21 protein-coding genes are annotated in these 22,676 nt (G+C 58.9%); 15 read left to right on the top strand and 6 right to left on the bottom strand.

The annotated features are described in order from the left end of the window. Window positions 1-136: 136 nt before the first annotated feature. From BGO89_02115 to BGO89_02135, 5 genes are all read left to right on the top strand, one after another. On the top strand, window positions 137-1,372 hold the full coding sequence (locus tag BGO89_02115) for a hypothetical protein (GenBank protein OJX59237.1): 1,236 nt from the start codon (window positions 137-139) through the stop codon (window positions 1,370-1,372). Window positions 1,373-1,440: 68 nt separating this feature from the next. Then, a complete protein-coding gene (locus tag BGO89_02120; protein ID OJX59238.1) occupies window positions 1,441-1,980 on the top strand; it encodes a carboxymuconolactone decarboxylase in 540 nt (179 codons plus the stop codon). Further along, complete coding sequence (locus tag BGO89_02125) at window positions 1,980-2,543, top strand: hypothetical protein (protein OJX59421.1); 564 nt, start codon at window positions 1,980-1,982, stop codon at window positions 2,541-2,543. Before BGO89_02120 ends, BGO89_02125 begins: the two co-directional genes overlap by 1 nt. Further along, window positions 2,530-3,090, top strand: a complete 561-nt coding sequence (locus BGO89_02130) for a hypothetical protein (GenBank protein OJX59239.1) — start codon at window positions 2,530-2,532, stop codon at window positions 3,088-3,090. The genes BGO89_02125 and BGO89_02130 overlap by 14 nt, the downstream gene beginning before the upstream one ends. 90 nt (window positions 3,091-3,180) lie before the next feature. After that, complete coding sequence (locus BGO89_02135) at window positions 3,181-5,652, top strand: hypothetical protein (GenBank protein ID OJX59240.1); 2,472 nt, start codon at window positions 3,181-3,183, stop codon at window positions 5,650-5,652. Window positions 5,653-5,662: 10 nt separating this feature from the next. On the opposite strand, the gene BGO89_02140 is transcribed toward BGO89_02135, so the two are convergent. Beyond that, window positions 5,663-6,316 (bottom strand): tRNA (adenosine(37)-N6)-threonylcarbamoyltransferase complex dimerization subunit type 1 TsaB, encoded by a 654-nt coding sequence (locus BGO89_02140; protein ID OJX59241.1) that lies wholly within the window; start codon window positions 6,314-6,316, stop codon window positions 5,663-5,665. Beyond that, on the bottom strand, window positions 6,313-9,639 hold the full coding sequence (locus BGO89_02145; protein OJX59242.1) for a transcription-repair coupling factor: 3,327 nt from the start codon (window positions 9,637-9,639) through the stop codon (window positions 6,313-6,315). The genes BGO89_02140 and BGO89_02145 overlap by 4 nt, the downstream gene beginning before the upstream one ends. A 159-nt stretch (window positions 9,640-9,798) precedes the next feature. On the opposite strand from BGO89_02145, the gene BGO89_02150 reads away from it, so the two are divergent. Further along, the gene (locus BGO89_02150) at window positions 9,799-10,203 is read left to right on the top strand and encodes a hypothetical protein (protein ID OJX59243.1); all 405 of its coding nucleotides are present in this window, start codon (window positions 9,799-9,801) and stop codon (window positions 10,201-10,203) included. A gap of 55 nt (window positions 10,204-10,258) precedes the next feature. Here BGO89_02150 and BGO89_02155 read toward each other — a convergent pair whose 3' ends face one another. The 3 genes from BGO89_02155 to BGO89_02165 are packed head-to-tail and all read right to left on the bottom strand — an operon-like array spanning window position 10,259 to window position 13,629. After that, the gene (locus tag BGO89_02155) at window positions 10,259-10,465 is read right to left on the bottom strand and encodes a hypothetical protein (protein OJX59244.1); all 207 of its coding nucleotides are present in this window, start codon (window positions 10,463-10,465) and stop codon (window positions 10,259-10,261) included. Then, the gene (locus BGO89_02160) at window positions 10,466-11,386 is read right to left on the bottom strand and encodes a hypothetical protein (protein OJX59245.1); all 921 of its coding nucleotides are present in this window, start codon (window positions 11,384-11,386) and stop codon (window positions 10,466-10,468) included. It lies immediately after the preceding gene. Continuing rightward, window positions 11,383-13,629 (bottom strand): RNA-binding transcriptional accessory protein, encoded by a 2,247-nt coding sequence (locus BGO89_02165; protein OJX59246.1) that lies wholly within the window; start codon window positions 13,627-13,629, stop codon window positions 11,383-11,385. The genes BGO89_02160 and BGO89_02165 overlap by 4 nt, the downstream gene beginning before the upstream one ends. A 92-nt stretch (window positions 13,630-13,721) precedes the next feature. Here BGO89_02165 and BGO89_02170 point away from each other — a divergent pair, with 92 nt between their 5' ends. The 3 genes from BGO89_02170 to BGO89_02180 are packed head-to-tail and all read left to right on the top strand — an operon-like array spanning window position 13,722 to window position 15,052. After that, window positions 13,722-14,216: a hypothetical protein gene (locus BGO89_02170; protein ID OJX59422.1), complete on the top strand. Its 495-nt coding sequence runs from the start codon at window positions 13,722-13,724 to the stop codon at window positions 14,214-14,216. Between the two features lie 17 nt (window positions 14,217-14,233). Continuing rightward, window positions 14,234-14,635 carry a hypothetical protein gene (locus tag BGO89_02175; protein ID OJX59423.1) on the top strand — a complete coding sequence of 134 codons (402 nt, stop codon included), beginning with the start codon at window positions 14,234-14,236 and terminating at the stop codon, window positions 14,633-14,635. Window positions 14,636-14,638: 3 nt separating this feature from the next. After that, a complete protein-coding gene (locus BGO89_02180; protein ID OJX59247.1) occupies window positions 14,639-15,052 on the top strand; it encodes a hypothetical protein in 414 nt (137 codons plus the stop codon). 47 nt (window positions 15,053-15,099) lie between these two features. Here BGO89_02180 and BGO89_02185 read toward each other — a convergent pair whose 3' ends face one another. Continuing rightward, window positions 15,100-16,029, bottom strand: coding sequence for a hypothetical protein (locus tag BGO89_02185; protein ID OJX59248.1), 930 nt, complete (start codon window positions 16,027-16,029; stop codon window positions 15,100-15,102). A 128-nt stretch (window positions 16,030-16,157) separates the two neighbouring features. On the opposite strand from BGO89_02185, the gene BGO89_02190 reads away from it, so the two are divergent. The 6 genes from BGO89_02190 (at window position 16,158) to BGO89_02215 (ending at window position 22,667) form a co-directional block, all read left to right on the top strand. Beyond that, window positions 16,158-17,402, top strand: a complete 1,245-nt coding sequence (locus tag BGO89_02190; GenBank protein ID OJX59249.1) for a succinate--CoA ligase subunit beta — start codon at window positions 16,158-16,160, stop codon at window positions 17,400-17,402. An 83-nt stretch (window positions 17,403-17,485) separates the two neighbouring features. Next, a complete protein-coding gene (locus BGO89_02195; protein OJX59250.1) occupies window positions 17,486-18,046 on the top strand; it encodes a hypothetical protein in 561 nt (186 codons plus the stop codon). Window positions 18,047-18,317: 271 nt separating this feature from the next. Continuing rightward, entirely contained in the window at window positions 18,318-18,956 is a 639-nt protein-coding gene (locus BGO89_02200; GenBank protein OJX59251.1) for a hypothetical protein, read from the top strand. A 575-nt stretch (window positions 18,957-19,531) separates the two neighbouring features. Continuing rightward, window positions 19,532-20,335, top strand: coding sequence for a hypothetical protein (locus BGO89_02205; GenBank protein ID OJX59252.1), 804 nt, complete (start codon window positions 19,532-19,534; stop codon window positions 20,333-20,335). Further along, a complete protein-coding gene (locus BGO89_02210) occupies window positions 20,332-21,201 on the top strand; it encodes a hypothetical protein (GenBank protein OJX59253.1) in 870 nt (289 codons plus the stop codon). Before BGO89_02205 ends, BGO89_02210 begins: the two co-directional genes overlap by 4 nt. A gap of 5 nt (window positions 21,202-21,206) precedes the next feature. Next, window positions 21,207-22,667 (top strand): hypothetical protein, encoded by a 1,461-nt coding sequence (locus BGO89_02215; protein OJX59254.1) that lies wholly within the window; start codon window positions 21,207-21,209, stop codon window positions 22,665-22,667. The last annotated feature ends 9 nt before the right edge of the window (window positions 22,668-22,676 follow it).

The raw sequence follows: 22,676 nt of genomic DNA on the forward strand, positions 1-22,676 counted from the left end.
AATTACGAAACCTCGTCATCGTCCGAACAACAGGGCAGTTAAGGTAACAAGGCTCCCTTCGTGAAACCAGTTGTTCCGATTCGTCCCATCTTTGGTGTGTACTGCTTCGATCGCTGTGTCTACGAGGGCTGTGGGGATGAAGGGCAAGGGGACTACCGTTGTGACGGCATATGTGCTGTGCTGGTTGGCTGGATGGGCTGCGGGGCTTGCCGCAACGCTCGCACCGAGCTATCTGCAGGCCATCGCACAGACGTTTTTCGATACATCGTCGACCGAGGCTTCGGGTAACGTCGGTGCCTGGCTCCAGACAGCGTTCCTGGGCGGACAGATCATCGGTGGGGTGTTGCTCGGCTTCACGGCCGATCGTATCAACCGCTTCGTGACGATGGCGATCGCCGTGCTCTTCTGTATCGGGGCGCTCTTCCTTATGACGCTGATGCCGACGCTGGAACTCGCGGCGCTCATGCGCATGTTCTCCGGTATGGGAGCGGGCGGCTGTCTGGTCCTCGGTGCCACGATCGGTCGTGAAATCATTCCAGCGAAACGTCAGCCGCTGCTCATGGGCGTCATGGCGAACTCGTATGCCGTGGGTATCGTCTGCATGGGAGCCATGCGCTCGATGATTCCCGACTGGCAGACCGCAGCGACGTTGTCGTCCGTATGCCTGGTCATCGTTCCGCTTCTCATCCTGATGAGGCATCGCCAGAAGACCATCGCCGATGGTCATGGGCATACGGATATGGACGATCATGCATCGACGGAATTCCCGTGGTCTCCGGCGCTGCAGGGCATGGTACTTTTCGGCTGCATGCTCATAGGGCTCTGGACGGTCTTCACGTGGCTTCCTGCATGGGCACAACAAGTACATGGGGCGAAAGAGGGACTGTCCGGTATCGCAGGCACGACGACGATGAGTCTCGGTATGGGCGGCATCATCGGCAGCCTGTTCACGGGCGTCGTAGCCAAACGCTTCCATCCGCTCGCCATCATGATTTCCTGTAATGCGGTATGCGTCGTCATGGTCATCGTCTCGACGATGACAGGAACCCCTTCCGCGACGATGTTCCCTCTGATCTCGCTGTTCTTCGCATTGGCCTTCGGTGTGAGCCAGGGTGTGTTGACCTACTACATTCCTACGCTGTTCCCGCGACGCTGGCGCGGAACGGGTGTAGGAATGAGCTTCAATGCCGGTCGGTTATTGACGATGATCGCGCTCTTCGTAGGCGGTACCTTCCTCATATCCGTCGGTGGATTCAGGAATGCTCTCCAGTTCGGACTTCTTCCGTTCGGTGCAGGTCTCGTCAGCGCCTTTTTCATCCTGCATCGTCAAGGTGCCACATCGGTCGAGCTGGGCAGGCAGGGTGCGTCGTAGGAGTTTGTCCTGCAGGGAACTTCAGCAACGAGTGGATATTCGCAGTCTTTTCAACACAACAGTGACACATGCCACATATTACCGTTGATTCGTCGGTGGTCGGTATCAGAGGATTGTTCCAGTTCCGACCCGAAACCGCGGCACCGATGCTTCGGCTCGCCCAGGCTCTTCTGCACGGGGAAAGCCCTCTTACCAAAGGGGAACGTGAACTGATCGCGACCTTCGTATCGCACGGCAATCGCTGCGTCTTCTGCACGATGAGCCATGCAGCTGCCGCACGCCATCACTGGGGCGAACAGGCCAGCATCGTCGACGACGTCGTCTACAATGGTGTCTACGATGGTCTTTCTCCGAAGATGAAAGCCCTCTTGCCCATCGCGGAAAAGGTTCGTAAGGGTGGTCGTATCGTGACGGACGACGACATCGCGACGGCCAGAGCCATGGGAGCCGTCGACAGGGACATCCATGATACGGTGCTGATCGCAGCGGCGTTCAGCATGTTCAACAGATACGTCGATGGTCTCGGTGCGATCACGCCGACAGATCCCGCTGACTATGTCGAGATGGGACGTCGGATGGCCGTCGAAGGATATGTACGGGAAGCATGATGCCACACATTACCTTCAACACGGACTTTCCCGGTATCACCGGACCTCTCGAATACCGTCTCGATACGGGCGAACCGATTCGCGATCTCACCCAGCGATTGATGCGGGGACCGTCCGATCTGACGGTCGGTGAGCGTGAATTCGTCTCTTCCGTCGTTTCCCACAGGAACGACTGCCAGTTCTGCTCTACGGCACATACGACGGTAACGCGGCGCTACGACGACGTGCAGCCGTTCATCGATCATGTACTCAAGGATGCCAGCCTTCACGTCACCCGGCCGCCTGCTCGACTGGAGGCTCTGCGTGACCTGGGTACGGCCGTCACGACCTTCGACCGCGAGGCGATCGAACGCTCGGTCCAGGCGCTGAAGGAACTGGATATGTCCGACGAAGGCATTCATGATGCCGTCCTCGTATCGGCATTGTTCTGCATGTACAATCGATATGTCGATGGGCTGGCGACGGTCATGCCCCCGTCCATGGAGTATTTCGAAACACTGGCCGACCGACTGACGACGAACGGTTACGTCCGGCCGAAGGGAACGACCGATGGCACACGTTGACGTACCGGAGGGAATGCCGGGCATCCGCGGACTGATGATGGCCTATCCGCAGTTCGCCGTACATATGAACGGTATCGCCAATGCACTGCTGAGGGGAGATGAGGTCCTGACGGCCGCCGAACGGGAAACGATCGCCGTCGTCGCGAGCAGGACGAACGAGTGCATCTACTGCTCTCGGACCCACGCGGCCGTTGCGCGCTGTCATTGGGGAGACGAAGCCGGCGCGGGCGGGATCATGGACCAGATACTCGAAGACTACAGGCAAGCACCGTTGACGCCGATGCTGATGGCGCTATGCGACATCGCCGCTGCCGCGACGCGTCTCGATCGTGCTGCCACCGCAGCGGCGATCGATCATGCACGTTCGCTCGGAGCGAATGATATGGTGATTCACGATACCGTACTCATCGCATCGTCGTTCTGCATGTTCAATCGATATGTCGACGGCATGGAAACCGACATACCGACGGATCCGGAAGTCTATGCCCGTATCGGCAGACAGCGTTCCGTGGAAGGGTATGCCACGCCACCGATATTGACACCGTAAGACTGGGCACACACGTAACACATCCATTATCAATTTTCCGAGGAAGCCATGGGCAATTGTGTCCGTTTGGCCGTGACCGCGTCATTGTTGTTGCTGATTCTGCCGGCATGGCTGTATGCCGATGCCACCATCACGGGTAAGGTCGTGAGCGGTGACGGAGGGGAGCCGGTCGCAGGTATCAGAGTACGTGCGATCGGTATCAACAAGGTCGCCTACACGAATTCGAAAGGCGTATTCAAACTGAACGTTCCTGCCGGTGAGCGGCAGATACAGTTCGGCGGCATCGCCTTCAGCGATACGACGATCACCGTACGCGATCTTAAGGATGGAGAGACGCGCTCCATCGACGTCGGCATGACTCCGCGTTCGACGCTGTTCAACGACGTCATCGTCTACGGCGCATTCAAACGCGCGGAGAAGGTGACGGAAACCCCGGCCGCCGTGACGGCCATGAATACCGACGACATCGTACACGCCGCACGAGGTAACCAGCTCGGCCGTGCACTCGAGGGACTGAACGGTGTGGACGTCACGCAGAACGGTGCCACGGACTTCAACGTGAACACGCGCGGATTCAACAACAGCACCAACCGTCGTCTGCTCGTCCTGGTCGATGGCCGCGACGTCGCCCTGCAACAGATCGGTGCCACGGAATGGAACTCCTTCGCGAGCTCGCTGGATGACTTCAGCCGGATCGAACTGATCCGCGGCCCTGCAGCAGCTCTGTACGGCGCCAATGCATTCAATGGAGTACTGAACCTGACCACGCTTTCCCCGCGCGAAGCCATCGGCACCAGGATCTCCGTCCTCGCCGGTGACTACGCGACCCTCCGTACGGACGTTCGCCATGCCGGTGCATGGGACAAGCTCGCATACAAGATCACGCTCGGTCACTCGCAGAGCAAGAACCTGTCGCGCAATCGTACGGACAGTGCGTCGATCGTCCATGAATATCCGGGACTGTTTCCTGCGGGACTCGAGCAGAACGCGCTCACGGACGATGACCTGAACACGTTCGCAACCTACGGTACGGCGCGTCTCGACTACGATCTGACGCCGACGTCGACGATTCTCGGCGAAGTAGGATATACGCAGTTCGGCAACGAAGTGATGATGGCCGGTGCGGGACGGATCCACGTTCCGAAGTCCGAGAAACCGTTCGCACGTCTGGCCTTCCACGAGACGCACTTCCACGTCCAGGCTGCCTACAATGCACGTCGTACGATCGATACCATGCGTATCCTCGCGGCACCTCCAGGAACGATCATCCTCGACGATTCCTACGATCTCAACCTCGATGCCCAGTATGCGGATACCATCTCGTCGTCGTTGAACTACGTCGTCGGTGGTCAGATCCAGCATATGTCCGTGGGCTCGAAGGGAACGGTCTTCCCGAACGATCCCATCACGGCCAACATCGGCGGTATCTATGGTCAGCTCGAATACAACATCGCACAGCCGCTGTCCGTGATCCTCTCGGCCCGCTACGACAATTCGTCGATCTATCCCCAGCAGTTCTCCCCACGCGCGGCCGTCGTCTTCACGCCGGTCACCGGACATCAGCTCAGGCTCAGTGCCGGACGTTCCTTCCAGCGTGCGAACTTCTCGGAACTGTACCGTCGCTATGGATTCCGTCCGGTCTTCAACGCCCAGGGTGCTCCGGTGAACTTCCGTCCTGTCCAGCAGCGCATCAACGATACGCTGACGGCACTGACAGGAACGCAGCAGAACGTCGATCTGTCGCTCTTCGATCCCAGCGTCACGAATCCCCGCGATCCCCGTGCCATCCAGCCGACGGCCATCGGTATCGGTAATCCCGATCTGAAGGTGGAACAGAACGTCGGTCTGGAACTCGGCTACAAGGGAACGATCAGCAAGCAGTTGTTCGTGACGGTCGACGTCTACTATAACCGGATGCGCGACTTCATCTCGGGCTTCCTTCCGGGTGTGAACGAGAACTACAAGACGTGGTCGTCGTCCTCGTCGCTGTCGCCCGATCTGCAGCAGTACGCACAGCTCGTCGACAGCCTGGTCTATCAGCAGATTTCGCAATTCGACCGTGCGCGGTTCACGACGATGGACGGGAAGCCCATGTTCGTGGTATCGAATACGAACATCGGTCTTGTCGAACAGTACGGTATGGAAATCGCCGCCGAGTACGCTCTGACGCGCGAACTGCATTTCAACGCGAACTACTCGTACTACGGATTCCGTCTCGTCGAAGCGGAAACGCCGAATCCGTTCCTGCCGAAGGGTGATCTGCTGCTGAGCCCGAACACGTCGCCGCACCGCGTCAACGTCGGGGCGTCATACAAGCAGGATGGTCTCTTCGACGTTTCGGTGACGTTCCGTTACGTCGATGGTTTCCCGTGGCTTGCAGGCGACTTCCGCGGATACGTTCCGGCCTATGCCCTCGTCAACGTGAATGCAGGTGTGGAGATCATGCAGGGCCTTCGTGCCGGACTGTACATCTACAACCTTCTCGATCGCAAGCACTACGAGATCTTCGGCGGTACGATCATGCCGCGCCTTGCGAACGTGAGCCTGCAGTATACGCTCTGATGATCGGCCGTCAGGCCGATCCGCGCGGGACGAAGTCCTGCTGATAGTCGGGCACGAAGATCGCCGGATCCGTGAAGCGGCCGTCGAGAATCAGCGTCCGTGCCGCTTTCGCCACGAATCGTGGTGCCAATCTTGTGAGTCCACTGATGGGGGCGTCGATCAATGTCGATGCCCCCGGACCACAGACGAGGTCCGAAGGGGAAATCCGGCCGCGTGCTTCCTCGACCGTGATGAAGTCACTCGGCGAATGGGGTGAGCCGTCGACGGCGAACCGCTGGAAGTAGACGAGATCGCGATGCGAGACGACGGTGGCGACGATGGATGCCGCACCGGCGAATACGGCGACTTCCACCGCTGCCGCAGCGCATGCCGATAACGTAGGAACGGCTACGAGCTTCGGCGAGCCGGTGACGCACAGCCCTTTCACGAACGATGCGCCGATACGCAGGCCGGTGAACGAACCCGGTCCTGCAGAAATGGCGATGACGTCGACGTTGTCGATCGTCCTGTTCGCATGATCCAGGGCCTGTCGAACGCAGGCGGCGAGACGTTCGTCGTGCTGATGCGGACGATAGATGGCGACTTCCGACGCGAGCAGGTCATCGATGACGACGGCTGCACCACACGTCGTTCCCGACGTTTCGATGGCAAGAACGCAGCTCATGCTTCTTCTTCCCCAGTGGCGACCGGTTCCGTCATCACCGCACGCGAGAGCTCGTCGAGGACCGCGATGGCATCGTCACGCCGACCGAGTTGCACTTCGACGAAGAATCGCTTTCCGTTCTGGACGAAGCGTGCGTTCTTCATCGAGGTTATGATCGGAAGAAGGCGGGGGAATGCCTCTTCATAGTAGCGTGTGTCGCTGTCGGGCGGCATTTCGAGCATCAGCCGCGTGCCGCGGAGATTGACGCGGACGAGGCCGATCGGCAATGCCGCGATACGCAGACGGACGGCGAAGAGCAGCTCTTCGGCCGGTTCCGGAAATGCGCCGAAACGGTCGCGCAGTTCTGCGAAGACCGTATCGACTTCCTGATGAGTGTGTGCGTTGTAGAGACGCTTGTATGCTTCGTAACGATCCGTATCGGCCGGAATGTATTCCTTCGGCAGCAGGGCGTCGACGTCGAGTTCGATGGCTACGTCTTCGTTGGCGAAGGAAGGATGGACGTGCTTGCTGCCGGTGAACAGCGCGCTGAACTCGTCGGAACGGAGTTCCGATACGGCTTCGTCGAGGATCTTCTGATACAGTTCGAATCCCATTTCCATGATGAAGCCGCTCTGCTCGCCGCCGAGCAGGTTGCCGGCGCCACGTATCTCGAGGTCGCGCATGGCGAGCTGGAAGCCGCTGCCCAGGTCCGTGTATTCTTCGAGAGCCTGGAGTCTGCGCAGGGCCGTACGCGACAGCGTATGGACGGGAGGAATGACGAGGTAGCAGTATGCCTGGATGTTCGACCGTCCTACGCGTCCGCGCAACTGATACAGTTCCGCGAGACCGAAGTTGTCTGCATTGACGATGATCATCGTATTCGCGTTCGGAATGTCCAGGCCGGACTCGATGATCTTGGTGGCGATCAGGACGTCGTACCTCCGTTCGAGGAAGCCTTCCATCACATTCTCGAGTTCTTCGGTCTCCATCTGTCCGTGAGCGATGCATACCTTCAGCGATGGGACGAGCATGTTGATGCGTATCATCAGCTTGTCCATGTCGCCGATACGGTCGGTCACGACGAAGGCCTGGCCGCCGCGCTCCAGTTCGCGAAGCAGGGCTTCGCGCAGGATGTCGTCCTCCCATTGCAGAATCTCCGTCTTGATAGGCAGACGGTTCCGCGGAGGCGTTTCGATGACGCTGAGGTCGCGCGCTCCCATGAGCGAGAAGTTGAGCGTGCGCGGGATGGGCGTCGCCGTCAGCGTCAGCGTATCGATGGAAGCCCGTAACGAACGGAGCTTTTCCTTGGCCGCCACACCGAAGCGATGCTCTTCGTCGATGATCAGCAAGCCGAGATTCTTGAAGATGACGTCCTTGCTCAGCAAGCGATGCGTACCGACGACAATATCGACCTTGCCCTTGCCGAGGCGTTCAAGAACTTCCTTCTGCTCCGTACGCGTCCTGAATCTGGAGAGCACTTCGATCGCCACCGGATAGCGATGGAGGCGGTCGGTGAAGGTCACGTAGTGCTGCTGGGCGAGGATGGTTGTGGGTACGAGGACTGCTACCTGCTTGCCGGCCTGCGCTGCCTTGAATGCCGCACGGATGGCGACTTCCGTCTTGCCGAAGCCCACATCGCCGCATACCAGCCGGTCCATCGGCGACGACTGTTCCATGTCGAGCTTGACTTCGGCCGTGGCACGCGACTGGTCGGGAGTGTCCTCGTACTGGAAGGACGCTTCGAACTCCTTCTGCCATACGGTGTCCACGGGGAAGGCGAAGCCCGGTTGCGACTTCCGCTGCGCATACAGCTTGATGAGGTCGCGGGCGATATCCTTGATCTTCTTCTTCGCCTTCGACTTCTTCCGTTCCCATTCCGCCGAGCCGAGCTTGCTCAGCTTCGGAACGGCTCCTTCTTCCGAAGCATACTTGCTGAGTTTATGGACGTAGTTGAGATGGACGTAGAGAACATCCTCACCGGCGAAGGCCAGCTTGACGCATTCCTGCGTACTGCCGTTGATGACGATGGCTTCCAGACCTTCGAACCGCCCGATGCCCTTGTCGGCATGGACCACATAATCGCCTCGATGCATCGATTGCAGCTCGCGGATCGAGATGCCTCCTTCGTTGCGCTTCGTGCGCCGTTGCGCGCGCTGGCGTCCGAAGACCTGATGCTCGGTGAAACACACGAGGTGTTCGTCCTCCCATATGAAGCCGGCACTGAGCGCTGCGCTCACGAACCACATGGAATCGATGGTGCGGTGATAGGCCAGGGCGATGTCGGGATAGTCGAGTTCGAGCTGGTCGGCCACGTTGTCGCACAGCTCCCGGATCCGCCGCGCGTTATTGGCGCCGTCGGCTCCGAGAAAGACGGAGTGATGTCGTATGAGCTGGGTGCCGCATGACTTCAGGAGTTGTTCGATGGAGGCGGAGAAGACGGGTTGTGCAGTGGTCTGGACCTGATGATCGACGTCGCCGAGCGGATTGATCAGGAGCCTCGACCAATTCTCGAATCGTGTCGTGTCGAAGGTTTCGTCGAGACGATGAAGATCGCCTGCGATCGCTTCCGGACCATCGAGCACCATGAGGGCATCGGTGGGAACGTGATCGAGTAAGGACGACGTCAGGGCCGTGTCGTCCTCGTGGAAGACCTTGCCCAGGAAGGTCACGGTATCGTGCTCGCGGATGGAACGCTGGGACATGGGTTCGAACTCGCGGATCGACTCGACCGTATCGCCCCAGAATTCCAGACGCAGGGGATTGTCCCAGCCACCGGGGAAGATGTCGATGATGCCACCCCGGATGGCCATGTCGCCGGGCTTGGACACGTAGTCCTGCCGCTCGAATCCGTTGACGGCCAGATCCATGACGAAGGCGTCGTATGGAAGAGTATCGCCCTTGGTGACATGCACCGTCGAACCGCCGAGATCGACGCTCGACGGTAGAGCCAGTGCGAGGGCTGGAGCCGAGGCTACGAGGACGAAGCGTGGACGTTCCTTCAACCGGGAGAGCGCATCGACCTGATCGTGGTGCAGCGTCGCCGACGATCCCAGCACGCTGGCTCTGGAGGCCGAGCGTACGGAGCCGACCGAGTCGGCGCCGATCAGGATGCCGAGATCGTGCTGGAGCTCGTCACAGCTCTGATCGTCGGGTGTGATGACGACGACGGGAAGGTCACCGAGCCCCCACAGGGCCGCCACCAGCACGGCCCGCGACGAACCGGTCAGCGTCTTGATACTGAACGTGGAGCGGGGTACCGAGAGAGTATCGGCCGTACGCAGTACGGCGGCCGAATGCTTCAGTGCGTCGAGAAGTCTGGAATAGTCCGAACGTATGGCGTGCACGATGCTGGAATCGACGGTGATGTAAGAACCGCAAAAGTACGGACGGAGGCGGTTGCAGCTACCGGCACGGAAACCTTGTGACCGGTCCGTATGTCACAGGAATGTTACGAAAGTCATTACAGGACCGTAACTTGCACCGCAATACCCGAGGTCAGGATCATGTTCCGCATCAAGTATCTTCTGGGCAGTATGGTGACCATCTTCAGTCTGGTCTACTTCCTGTTCGGTGGTGTCGGCTGGTATATGGGTGACGCCTCTTATCAGGACATTCTGACGTGCTTCGTCCTGGCGTCGCTACATCTCGCCGGCGGGTCATGGCTTTTGCTATCGAGCCTTCGCGATTATCGTGCCGAGCGGGAACGACTGGAAACGGTCATCCGCTATCTCATTTCCTCGAATGGTGGACGTGTTCCTGTACAGGATCTTGCCCGCGTCGCCGAGATCAACGAGGACGACGCACGGGACTACCTCGAGAAGCGCTCGAAGTCCGAGGCCAGCTTCGTTTCGATGGGTCGTAACGGTCACGATACCTATTATTTCGGGCAGAACTATCGCGAGAACTGAGGCGTGACGCCATAGCTCACGTTCCGTATGCGGTGGATGGTCCTTCGTTCGGACTTCAGTTCTTCTTCTGATGCTTCAGTCGTTCCAGTTGCGATTCGCGGCGTACGGAATCGTAGTAGTGACGCATCATCTCCTGACGCTGCATCCTCCGCTCGTAACGCTCGCACATGCCTCCATTCATGATCAGGATCATGACGACGACGATGAAGACGGCCGTCAGGACGGGAATGACGTAACGATTCTGCGGACGCTCGGATGACATCTAGGCCTCCGGCGTCCTGAATGCGATGGCCGACCATTCGCTTTCGTCGAGACGTTCGACTTCGGTGCAGCCGGCATCGGTGAAGGCTGCGCGTATTTCGTCCGCATCGTACTTGAGGATTCCGGAGACGAGGATGATGCCGCCCGGTTTGACTGCCTTCGTGAAGGCCGCTGCATAGGGGATGACGAGATGGCGATACAGATTGGCTGCGATACCGTCGACCGATGGAAGTTCCACCTCCTGCAGTTCCTTCTGTTCGAGCAGGATGCCTTCCACGACGTCGTTGCGTTCGATGTTCTCCTGCGAGTTCAGGACCGACCATTCGTTGTTGTCGAAGGCATAGACCCACGACGCACCGAGCTTGCGTGCGAGGATGGCGAGTACTCCGGTGCCCGTTCCAACGTCGATCCAGCGATCCGCGGGTACGACGTAGCGCTCCATCAGTAGGCACATCATGCGTGTCGTGGCATGATGTCCGGTTCCGAAGGACATCTTCGGCGTGATGACGAGCTTCAGCGGGGCATCGTATTCGTCGGCTCTCCATTCGGGCACGATGACGATCCGTTCGTTGACGACGACGGGATCGACCGTCTTCTCCCATTCCGCATTCCAGTTCTGGTCCTCCTCCGTGCCTACCTTGAGAATCGCGGCCTTGACGCCGATCTCTGCACATTCTTCGAGGATGGATTCACGATAGTGATCCTGCCAGTCGTTCTGTTCGAAACAGACCGTCAGCTCGTCCATCCCTTCCTCGATGCCGACGATGGGGTAGGTCGAGAGGATTCCCGACATGAGATCGAATTGTTCTTCGGGTAGTGCGATGGAGAGCAGGACGTAACGCGTCATATGGTCTTCGAACGTTGATTCGTTGAACGATGCTGGTCGAACGATGACGCGATGCCGGGGCATCGCGCGGATCACTTCGCAAATTTAGCTTTCAGATCGTCCATGCTGAACGACTGTGCTTCGGACTTCCTCTTCGGTGAGGGCGAATGACCACCCTTCTTCTTCATGGTGAGGCTGATCCGCTTGAGCTTGACGTCGACGTCCACGACGCGGACCTTCACGACCTGCCCCACCGAAACGACGTCCTTCGGGTCCTTGACGAACCGGTCGGCAAGCTGGGAAACATGGACGAGGCCGTCCTGATGTACGCCGATATCGACGAAGGCTCCGAAGTTGGCCACGTTGGTGACGACGCCTTCGAGTTCCATGTCGGGCTTCAGATCGGTGATCTCCTTCACGCCTTCCTGGAAGGTCGCATACCGGAATTGGGCGCGGGGATCGCGTCCCGGTTTCTCCAGCTCGGCAATGACGTCGCGCAAGGTCGGCAGACCGACGGAGTCGTTGACGTACTTGCTGATGTCGACGGAGCGGATACGGTCGGGTACCTTGGTGATCTCGCTCAGCGGAACACCGAGATCTTTCGCCACGACTTCCACGATGGGATAGCGCTCGGGGTGGACCGCCGAGTTGTCGAGCGGATTGCTGCCGTTACGGATGCGCAGGAAGCCTGCGGACTGTTCGAAGGTCTTGGGACCGAACTTCGGTACCTTCAGGAGCGTTTCCCTGCTGGCGAACGGACCGTTCTGGTTGCGGTATTCGACGATGTTGCGTGCGAGCGTCGGCGTGATGCCCGATACGTAGCCGAGCAGCTCCTTCGAGGCCGTGTTGAGATCCACACCCACGTAGTTCACACAGGATTCGACGGTCTCTTCGAGGTTCTTCTTGAGGAGGCGCTGATCGACGTCGTGCTGGTATTGACCTACGCCGATGCTTTTCGGATCGATCTTCACCAGCTCGGCCAGGGGATCCTGCAGGCGCCGCGCGATGCTGATCGCACCGCGGATCGTGACGTCGAGGTCGGGGAATTCCTCTCCCGCCGTCTCCGATGCGGAGTAGACCGAAGCCCCCGCTTCGCTGACCATGACGAACGTCGGCTTCGCTTCTTCGGATGTCAGCGTCTCGAGGGATTCCGCCACGAACTGTTCCGTTTCGCGTCCGGCCGTGCCGTTGCCGATGGCGATGAGTTCGATGTTGTGTCTGCGGATCATGTCGCGCAGGACCATCGTGGCCTTCTGGCGTTGATCCGCCGAGCCAGCCGTGGGATAGACGGTGGCGTGTTCGACGAAACGGGACGTGGCATCGACGACGGCGAACTTGCATCCCGTTCGGAAGCCGGGGTCGATGCCGAGCGTGGGCTTCATGCCTGCCGGAGCCGACAGCAGAAGGTTGCGCAGGTTGGTCTCGAACGTGCGGATGGAATCGGCATCGGCGTTCTGCTTCTTCTCGAACCGTACTTCGCCGATCAGCGTGAACTTCATGAGCCGGTCGTAGGCATCCTTGACCACCGTGCGCTTGAAGTCGGCCACGGCACCGGAGGTACGGCGGACGACCTTTTCGCGGAGGTAGGAGAGCACGCCGTCTTCCTCGATCTCCATGAAGAGGGAGAGCACTTCTTCTGCCTCGCCACGACGCAGGGCGAGCATGGTATGGGCGGCGATGGACGATACGGGGGCACGGAAGTCACGATACATCTCGAACTTCGTACTACCTTCGGGAATCTCCGCCTTGATGCGAGAAACGAAGGTACCGTCACGCAACATCATCGCGCGGACGGTCTGGCGGAGGTCTGCCTGTTCGGCGATGTTCTCGGCGATGATGTCGGCTGCACCCTGCAGGGCGGCCTTGGCATCGGGCACTTCCTTGGTCGGGTCCACGAACGGTGCGGCGAGGGCGAGCAGGTCGACGTCGGCCGCATCGGGACTATCGTATTCCTCGATACCGATGGCCAGAGGTTCGAGCCCGCGCTCGCGCGCGATCGTCGCCCGCGTCCGGCGTTTCGGACGATAGGGGAGGTACAGATCCTCCAGTTCCGTCTTCTGTGTACAGCCGACGATACGGCGTTCGAGCTCGTCGGTGAGCTTGCCCTGCTCCTTGATGGAAGCCAGGATCGTCTGCTTGCGATCTTCCAGTTCGGTAAGATATTCGTGCCGTTCCTTCAATGTTCGCAGGGTAACATCGTCCATCTCCCCCGTGCGTTCCTTGCGGTAGCGGGCGATGAACGGAATGGTGGCACCGTCGTCGAGAAGTGCGAGTACGTTCTGCACCTGCCAGTGTTGTAGGTTCAGTTCTCCGGCAAGCAGGGCATTGATGTCAAGCATTGATAATCGGCACGATCGTTGTGGAAGCGGTGTAGTTTTGTGGAGCGCGAATCTATGAGGTTGGAATGACAGACGACATACGTTTTCAGGCGTTGGGGATAAAACTTGTCGTGATGGATGTCGACGGTACCCTTACCGACGGTGCCATGTATTTTTCGGCGATAGGCGAGGAATTGAAACGTTTTTCGACGAGGGACGGTATGGGAGTGACCCTGCTGCACAGGGCCGGTATCCGTACCGCCATCATTACCAGCGAGCGGTCGGAGATCGTCGTCCGGAGGGCCGACAAGCTCAGGATATCCGAGGTCATTCTCGGGTCTCACGACAAGACGACGGCGCTGAACGAACTGGCCTCGCGCTGCTCGGTGGCCTTGAACGACATTGCGTATATTGGCGACGACATCAACGACCTGCATGCGATGCAGCTCTGCGGCCTTTCGGCCTGCCCGTCCGATGCCGTCCAGGCCATCCGGCACGTGGCCACGTATACGTGTCACGCACCCGGCGGCAATGGCGCCGTTCGTGAATTCGCAGAGTTGATACTTACGTCCCAAGGACATCCGGTAACATTGCCGGAACAATGGTGAACACTTCGGAGGCTTCCATGGATTCGAACAACAACTACACCAAGGGCCTGCTCCTTGGTGCCGTCATCGGTGGCGCCGTCGGTGCCGTAGCCGCACTTCTTTTCGCACCGAAGAGTGGACGTGAACTGCGCAGGGATCTGGCGGACAAGGGCGAGGAACTGTACAACAAGGCCGCCGATCTATTCTACAAGGGCGAAGAGGAAACCGAAGACTTCATCAACGAAGGCCGCCTTCGTGCCGAGCGGATCGTCTCGACCGCGCGTGCGCAGGCGGATTCACTGATGTCGAATGCCGAACAGGTTCTCCGCGAAGCGAAGCATCGCGCACAACATCTGAAGGAGTCCGTTCAGGCAGGAGCTTCCAAGGTCGGTGATGCCGCCAAGGCCGGTGCTGAAGCATTCCGTTCCGAGCTGTCCTGATCCATGGATACTTCTCTCGTCATCTTCGGCTGCATCGCGCTCGCAGCTCTGACGGTGCTGTGCATCGCTGGTGCGGTTACGCTTCTCTACGCCCGCAAGCAGCTCGATCGCGTGATCGATACCGTCGAGAAGGCGGCAGGGGACATGTCCGATCTCAAGCGACAACTGGAACCCGTGATCCAGCAGAGTGAAGTGGTGCTGGGTCAGTTGCATTCGACGTTGGAGAATGCCGATTCCCAGCTCGACAAACTCGGACGCGGTGCCGATACCTTCGCCTCGATCGCCGACGACGTCAAGGTGCTGGAAACGAACCTGATGGCGAAGGTGCGCGAACCGCTCGAGGACGTCGCATCGCTGATCGCCGGCGTGGCACGCGGGGCGTCCGTCTTCGCACGGAAACTCGTCGAGAAGAAATAAGCGGAAAACGCATACCATTCGATTTCCATAGGGCCTCCGAACAGGCCCTATTTCTTTTTCAGGACCTTCTCGATATCGACCGAATACCGGGAGATGAGCGTGCGGATGTCGTTATAGTCCGCATCGCTCGACGCTGCGAGCCCTTCCACACTGGCGATGTCCTTCAGGGCCGCCTTGCCTTCCTTCGTGGCCTGGAAGGATGTGAGCGCTTCGATGATGCGCTGCTGCATGTCCACAGGAAAGTCCTTCCGGACGACGACGGGGTCGTTCGGAATGGGATCGGTGAGGGCGATGATCTTGACCTTGTCGTAGACGTCCGGGAACTGGGCGTGGACCTTGGCGCGGGCATCGAGAATCTCTCCCGTATGCTTGTCCGGCGGTGAGTAGAACGTGGCGCCGGCATCGACCTGGCGCTGATAGACCATCATGACGACGACGTCGTGCTTGTTGCCGAACACTTCCTCCTTCGTCCTGATGCCGGCCTTCTGCAGCAGCGCCTTCGGATAGATATAGCCCGACGTCGAGGACGGATCGACGTAGGCGATGCGCTTGCCGCCGAGATCCGTCAACGTGTCGATACCCGAATCCGTCCGGGCGATGATCTGTCCGCGATAGTTCAGCTCTCCGTCACGACGCACGACCTTCATGACGGCATTCGCACCGTACCGCGAATGAGCGAGCAGGTAGGAGAACGTATTCATGATGGCGATGTCCGCCTTGCCCGAACCGAAGGCTTCGACGACGGCGACGAAGTTCGTCGGCACGACGGCCTTGTAATGATATCCTGTGTGGGTTTCGAGGTACTTGACCAGGACGTCCGCGTTCTTCGAAACACGGTCGGCATCGACGGACGGTGTGAGCAGCACCATGATGGGATTCGTCCTGCTGCCCAGCGAACGGTCTTCGAGCAGGGGACGGACGGATAGCCACAAGAGGGCAAGCAGGAGCAGGGGAAGGTAGTAGCGTGCGTAGCGCATCGTCGGTTGCCGTCCGTTCTTTTCTATGCCACGTCGATTTGGTAATTTCGCATCTCTTCGCTTGATCCGTGCAGTGGATATCAGGCGAACCGTCGAAATTACTCCGATTTCCCAACATCGAGGATCCCATGAACATTCACGAGTATCAGGCGAAGGAACTGTTGCGTGCCCATGACGTGCCCGTTCTGTTCGGCAAGGCCGTTCTTACCGCTGCCGACGCTGGTGCCGTTGCCTATAACGACTTCGTTCAACGCGGCATTTCGACCATCGTCGTGAAGGCTCAGATTCATGCCGGCGGACGTGGAAAGGGAACCGTACACGATCCCGTCACGAACGCTCCCATCGAAATCATGGGCAAGCCGTTGCGTGGCGTCACGGTGATCACCGAAGGCAATATCGCCGACAGGGCATATCAGGTCGCCCACGGTCTCCTGAACAACAAGCTCGTCACGATCCAGACCGGTGAAGAAGGAAAGATCGTCCACCGCGTCCTGATCGAAGAAGGCTGCAAGATCGCCCACGAATACTACTGCTCGATCCTGCTCGATCGCCAGACGTCGAAGAACATCATCATGGTGTCGACCGAAGGTGGCGTCGAAATCGAGACGGTCGCCGAAGAAACTCCCGAGAAGATCATCAAGGAATACGTCGATCCCACGACCGGTTTCGAGGGATTCCAGGCTCGCCGCCTTGCATTCGGCCTTGGCCTAAGTGGCAATTCTTTCAAGAGTTTCGTCGCCTTCATTCATAAGCTGTACGCAGCCTATGAAGCACTCGACTGCAGCATGCTCGAGATCAATCCGCTCGTCGCGACGGTCGATGGTGACTTCGTCGCACTCGACGCGAAGGTGGACTTCGACGACAATGCCCTGTACCGTCATCCTGACATCGCGGCCCTGCGCGACATCGAAGAGGAAGATCCGCTCGAAATCGAGGCCGGCAAGTACAACCTGAACTACATCAAGCTCGACGGCAACGTGGGCTGCATGGTGAACGGTGCGGGACTGGCCATGGGTACGATGGACATCATCCAGCTCGCCGGCGGCAAGCCTGCGAACTTCCTGGATGTCGGCGGTGGAGCCAACGTGGAGCGTATCGCCAACGCCTTCCGCATCATGATGAGCGATCCCAACGTCGAAGCCGTGCTCATCAACATCTTCGGCGGCATCGTCCGTTGCGACCGTGTCGCCAACGGTATTCTCCAGGCGCTCAAGCAGGTCGAGGTCAACGTGCCCATGATCGTGCGTCTCGACGGTACGAATGCAGAGGAAGCACGCCAGATCCTGAAGAAGTCCGGACTGAACTTCCTGGTCGCAGCCACGCTCAAGGACGCCGCCGAAAAGGTCACGGAAGCCCTCGGTGTCACGGTCTGATTCTTGGCATCTCGTCAATATAATCTGCATTATGTAAACCAAATGGATCGATTCCATTTCCCCTGTACAACGCAGGAACGACAATGAAAACCAACGAACGTCTGACCAACTCCATCATGGTGCTGATCGCATTGCTGGCCGTGAGCCGTCTGCTGCCGCACTGGCCCAACTTTACGCCCGTGGCGGCCATGGCGCTGTTCGGCGGCGCGGCCATCGCCAACAGATGGCGTGCCTTCCTGATCCCGCTTGCCGCGATGTTGCTGAGCGACATTGCGCTGGGTGCGATCTTCGGCTGGGATTATGCCTTCCATAGTGCCCAACCCTTCGTCTATATGTCCTTCATCCTGACGGTCGCCCTCGGACGCCTGTTCAGGAATGCGAAGCCCTGGCAGACGGTGCTGGGCGGCGGTACGGTAGCTTCCGTACTGTTCTTCCTGATCACGAATGCTGCGGTATGGGCCATGGGCGACTTCTATCCCCATACGATGAGCGGCCTGTTGCTGAGCTACGAAGCCGGTCTGGCCTTCTATCGCGATGGAGGCAACTTCTTCCTGAACAGCCTGTTCGCGACCTATTTCTTCGGCGGCCTGCTCTTCGTGGCGACGTCGCTCGTGGAACGCAGGACGCATGCGGCAGCGAATTGATAGCAGGAACAGCCCTGGTTCTTTCGATCTCGTAATGAATGCAGGCATATGGTATTGCACCATATGCCTGTTTTCTTTTGATGTGAATCCTGCGGTAAATAGGTCAAATCTGTGAACTTTCAATGAATTGCATCAAAATGCTGCAGCGATTCTCCGGATAATTTGTTGCGACAGGCTCGTTCTGGACGGCACATTTCATATCAGACCGCAGTATGTTCGCCCGAGAGGGATATTGCAACGGGTGTTTTCATCACATCAGCGAGGGGTCATCATGACGGCCAGAACAAAGCATTGTCTTCTCATCACCATGCTGATATTGATCGCTTCGGTCAATCTGCTGGCACAGGAAGAGCGGAAGACGTGGTTCGGGGGCAGGTTGAGCGCGGGTGTCGGCATTCTCGGTCATGAGGACAGAGCCCAGACGACGCTGTCGGGCGGACTCGCATGGCAGGCCGGTCTGGTTGCCCTGTTCAACAGCGGTGGTTTCGCATCCATCGGCTTCCAGCCCGAAGTCCTGTACACGGATGAAGTCGTGGACACGAAGATGGACGTAGGTGGAGCGACCGTCAATACGGATATGACGACGAAGTTCTCCAGCATCCGTGTCCCCTTGCTCGTCAAGCTGAGCCTGGGAGATCCCAATACGATCCAGCCCAGCGTATTCATCGGCCCGTTCGCCAACTTCCTGTTGGGTGCGAAGGTCGAGGATAACCGGAGCGGTAGTTCGACGGATCTCGACAGCCTCAATACCGTCGGCTACGGTCTGGCGGTAGGTGCCGATCTGCGCCTGCTCCGCAACCTCATCGTCGATGCCAGATTCTACCTCGGTCTGAGCGAATACATCAAGGACGATCCGCTCAAGCAGAAGTTCAGCAGCGTCATGGTCGGCCTCCACGTCATGTTCAACTGACGGATCATCGGGACGACCCGGACCCGACCGGACATCGCTTGCCGCCGCATCCATCGGCCGCTGTTCCCATGCCGGGAACGGCGGAAGACCGGAGGGATGCTACTTCTTATACGACCGTTTCCCATGTAGGGAAACGGTTTTTTTTTAAGCCTGATCTTCCATCCCTGAAACCCGGTATTTGGACCAATATCCCCTGTACATAGGATATGTCTTCTACGGCAAAAGCAAGATGTTTGCTCCCGAACGATACGGCGAAAAAACGGTATTAGTGCGTATGGGATCGTATCGATAACGTGTTCCGGAAATTCCCCTACGCATCCTCTCGACCGTCGGCGACAGATGGATTTTTACTTGCGGGGAACAAAAGTCACTACGTAGAAGTACGCAAACCTATAGTAGTGCCTCATTCTCCCAGAATACACAGTTTCAACCACCACAGTGAAGGGGTGCGTATGCCAAACGTGGTTCGGTGGTACCTCGCCTACCTTCTTGTGCTCAACGCCATGAGCGTTTGCGCGCAAGAACTCAAACGCTCGGTATTGTCTTCGGCCGGGCAATCATACAACACAGGAGCCGTGCAGGGATCCTGGACGTTCGGTCAGATAGAGTCGACGGGCTTCAGAACGGGCGACCACAGGCTGACGCTCGGATTTCAGCAGGCATATCGAGAACCTGTTCAACTGCTTCGACTGGCGGTCGACGATGCCGTGACGACCGTCGGAGGCGGCTTCCTTCTTCGCGTACGCATGCTCGATCCCCACCCGCGATATCTCGGTACGGCGTCACGAATATCCATCACCGCATCATGGAATGCGACGATGCTATCGGCACGCAGCGTGGCGACCGCAGGCGGTACGATCGATGCTAGGGAACTGGTCGACAGGCGACGCTTCGTCACCTTCAGTGTTCCCCTGTCGGCCACCGGTGCAGGCGACCTCGTCGCGGAGCTGGCGATGGCGGCAGGGCTCGGTGACGACAGCGTCACGACGGTGAACGTCGAAGCGGTGGAGGTCGACGGCAAGGTCGTTCCGTTCGTCGCACAGAACGCCGTCGTACGTATGGAAGGCATCTGCTATCAAGGCGGGCCACGACTGGTGGATCCCCTGCGTTCCGCGCAGATCATCCGTATCGGCCCCCAGCCTGCATCGACGACGGTACGCATAGAGCTCGACGTACGTAGTGCCATCGAGGATCTTCTGATCCGTGCCTACGCGACCTCCGGAACACAACAGGTGCATAACCTCGCCCATGTGAAATCGGTCGGCGTCGGAATGCAGACCATCGTCTGTGACGTATCGGACATTCCGTCCGGTGTTCACGCCTTGATCCTGACGACCGATGGACGCGATCAACTAGTAATGATATCGGTGCTGCGATGAACATCTCGACCATACGCCGTATCGGCATCATCATCGCAGTGTCGGCTTCGCTCACGACGTATGCCCTCGGTCAGAACGCAGCGTCGTTCAACGAAGACACACGACCACAGGAGTCGCAACCGGGTACCACCTACGACACCACGCTCCACACCTATGCGGCCCGCACGAGACTATCGGCGACGTTCGACGTAGGGATGGGATTCCACAATGCCTCGTTCCAGGCCTTGCCCGAAGCGCCATCATGCTGTTCGGGATACAGCTCGGAAAACGGATCGTGGCTCGGCGGTGCGCTCGGCATGGAACGCAGGATCGACGGTGCGTGGTGGGCAGGTGTCGACGTAGGAGTCACGGGAACGTCCGTGCTCTTCACCTCGAACCAGTCCACGACCTTCATCATCGACGACGAGCCGACGCCGGGAAGTTTCCGCTTCGAACAGAAGGTGAACCTCACCTATCTCACCATCATGCCGAAGGCGGTGGTCGACATCGTCGGTCCATTCCGCGGTATGATCGGTATCGGTCCGGCGATCACCATCGGTACGCATCAGACACAGAAGGAAACGATCACGGAGCCGACCAGCGGCGTGATCTTCACATCCGGATCGTCGACGCGTAATGCGTCCGACGGTAGCATCGCATCGGCCGAAAGTCTTCGATGGCTGGCATCGATCGGCGTGAGTGCGCAGTTCCATATCGATCGGGATCATGTATGGTCGCTTCAGCCGCAAATCGGCTGGACGGCGATGCTGGGCAGACCGATCGACGTCGACAAATGGTTCCTGCACACGGCGCGCTTCAGTCTTTCCCTTCTCTGGGCCTTCGACAAGGCACCATACAGAACATCATCTCCACTCTTCTCATGGTAAGGCGTATGAAACGACACCAGATACTTCAGCGCTCCGCCTGGCTGGTATGGCTGGTCATGATCTTCATGACCACATGGGAAGCACGATCGCAGGGCGTCCCGGAGGCCGTCAACTTCCAGGGCGTGGCCCGTGCAGCCGACGGGTCCCATCTTGCCTCGACGCATGTGCTTCTCCGCCTGTCCATTACACAGAGCGGTACTCTCGTCTATGCCGAGCGGCACGAGACGGAAACCGACGATCTCGGCCACTTCAACCTGGCCTTCGGAACGGGTCGCGTCGAAAGCGGAACGTTCACGAGCATTCCGTGGGGCTCCGGTGAACTCACGCTTCGCATCGAAATCGGTGTGAAGGACGGACCACTGGGACTCATGGGAGAACAGCGCATCCTGAGCGTACCCTACAGCATCTATGCACGTGCATCGATGTATGCGGATACGGCCGGTACCGCGAAGGACTTCTCTTCCACCCTGCCCCCTTCGAAGGGCGGTACGGGATCATCCGACATGCCCGTCGCCGGAGGTGTCGTCTATGGTGACGGGACACGCTACCGGACGACGGAACGCGGCGCAGCCGGACAGATACTTACAGCATCCGAAGACATCACTCCGCGATGGCGTTCACTGCTGGACATCGTCGATGACGCCACGCTCGATAGCCTCGCGGCGAGACTGGCTCCCCGCCTCGGCAGGGATACGGCCTTCATCAAGTCCGTCATCACGAATACCATCGCGACGAAGATCATACGCGATATCGTCGGCGAGATGCTCGTCGATACGGATACGATCGCCTACGAGACCATCCGGGACAGGCTGCTGGTCGATACGAAGCTTCGCCAGACGATCGAACAGATCGTGGATGCGAAGGTGAGCACGTCGGCATGGAGCCTTCGCGGCAATGCCGGAATCGATCCGGCCACGCAGTATCTCGGTACGAGCGATGCACAACCTCTCGTCGTCCGCACCTCCGGCCAGGAGCGCATGCGCATTCTCGCCAACGGACGTATCGGCATCGGTACCGATACGCCGACGGAGACACTGACGATCCGCGGATCGCTCGGAATACAAGGACCTCTCATGCTGAATGGATCATCGGGTAGTGCTGGTGGCATTCTGATGAGCAACGGAGCGAATCAGAGTCCGGAGTGGATTCCGGTCGGACAACCGGGCCAGGTACTCACGATGAACGGATCCGGTCGTCCCGTATGGTCGGCACCCGGCTCCGGTCCTGCCGCGTCTCCGATCGCCGGCACCGTCGCCCTGCTCGCCGGACAGACCCTGGTGACGGTCAACAACGCAGCCATCACTCCGGCATCCGTTATCACGATCACGATGCGGGACCTCAACGATTCGGGGTTCGTCTTCGCACAGATCGTTTCCCAGCAAGCAGGCAGCTTCAACGTTCGGCTGTCGGCACCCGTTCCGGTAACGGCCAACGCCTCTCTGCATTACATCGCCGTGACGCCGTGACCGCGATCA

The sequence above is a fragment of the Candidatus Kapaibacterium thiocyanatum genome (assembly GCA_001899175.1).
In the GTDB taxonomy this organism is placed as follows: Bacteria; Bacteroidota; Ignavibacteria; order Kapaibacteriales; family Kapaibacteriaceae; genus Kapaibacterium; species Kapaibacterium thiocyanatum.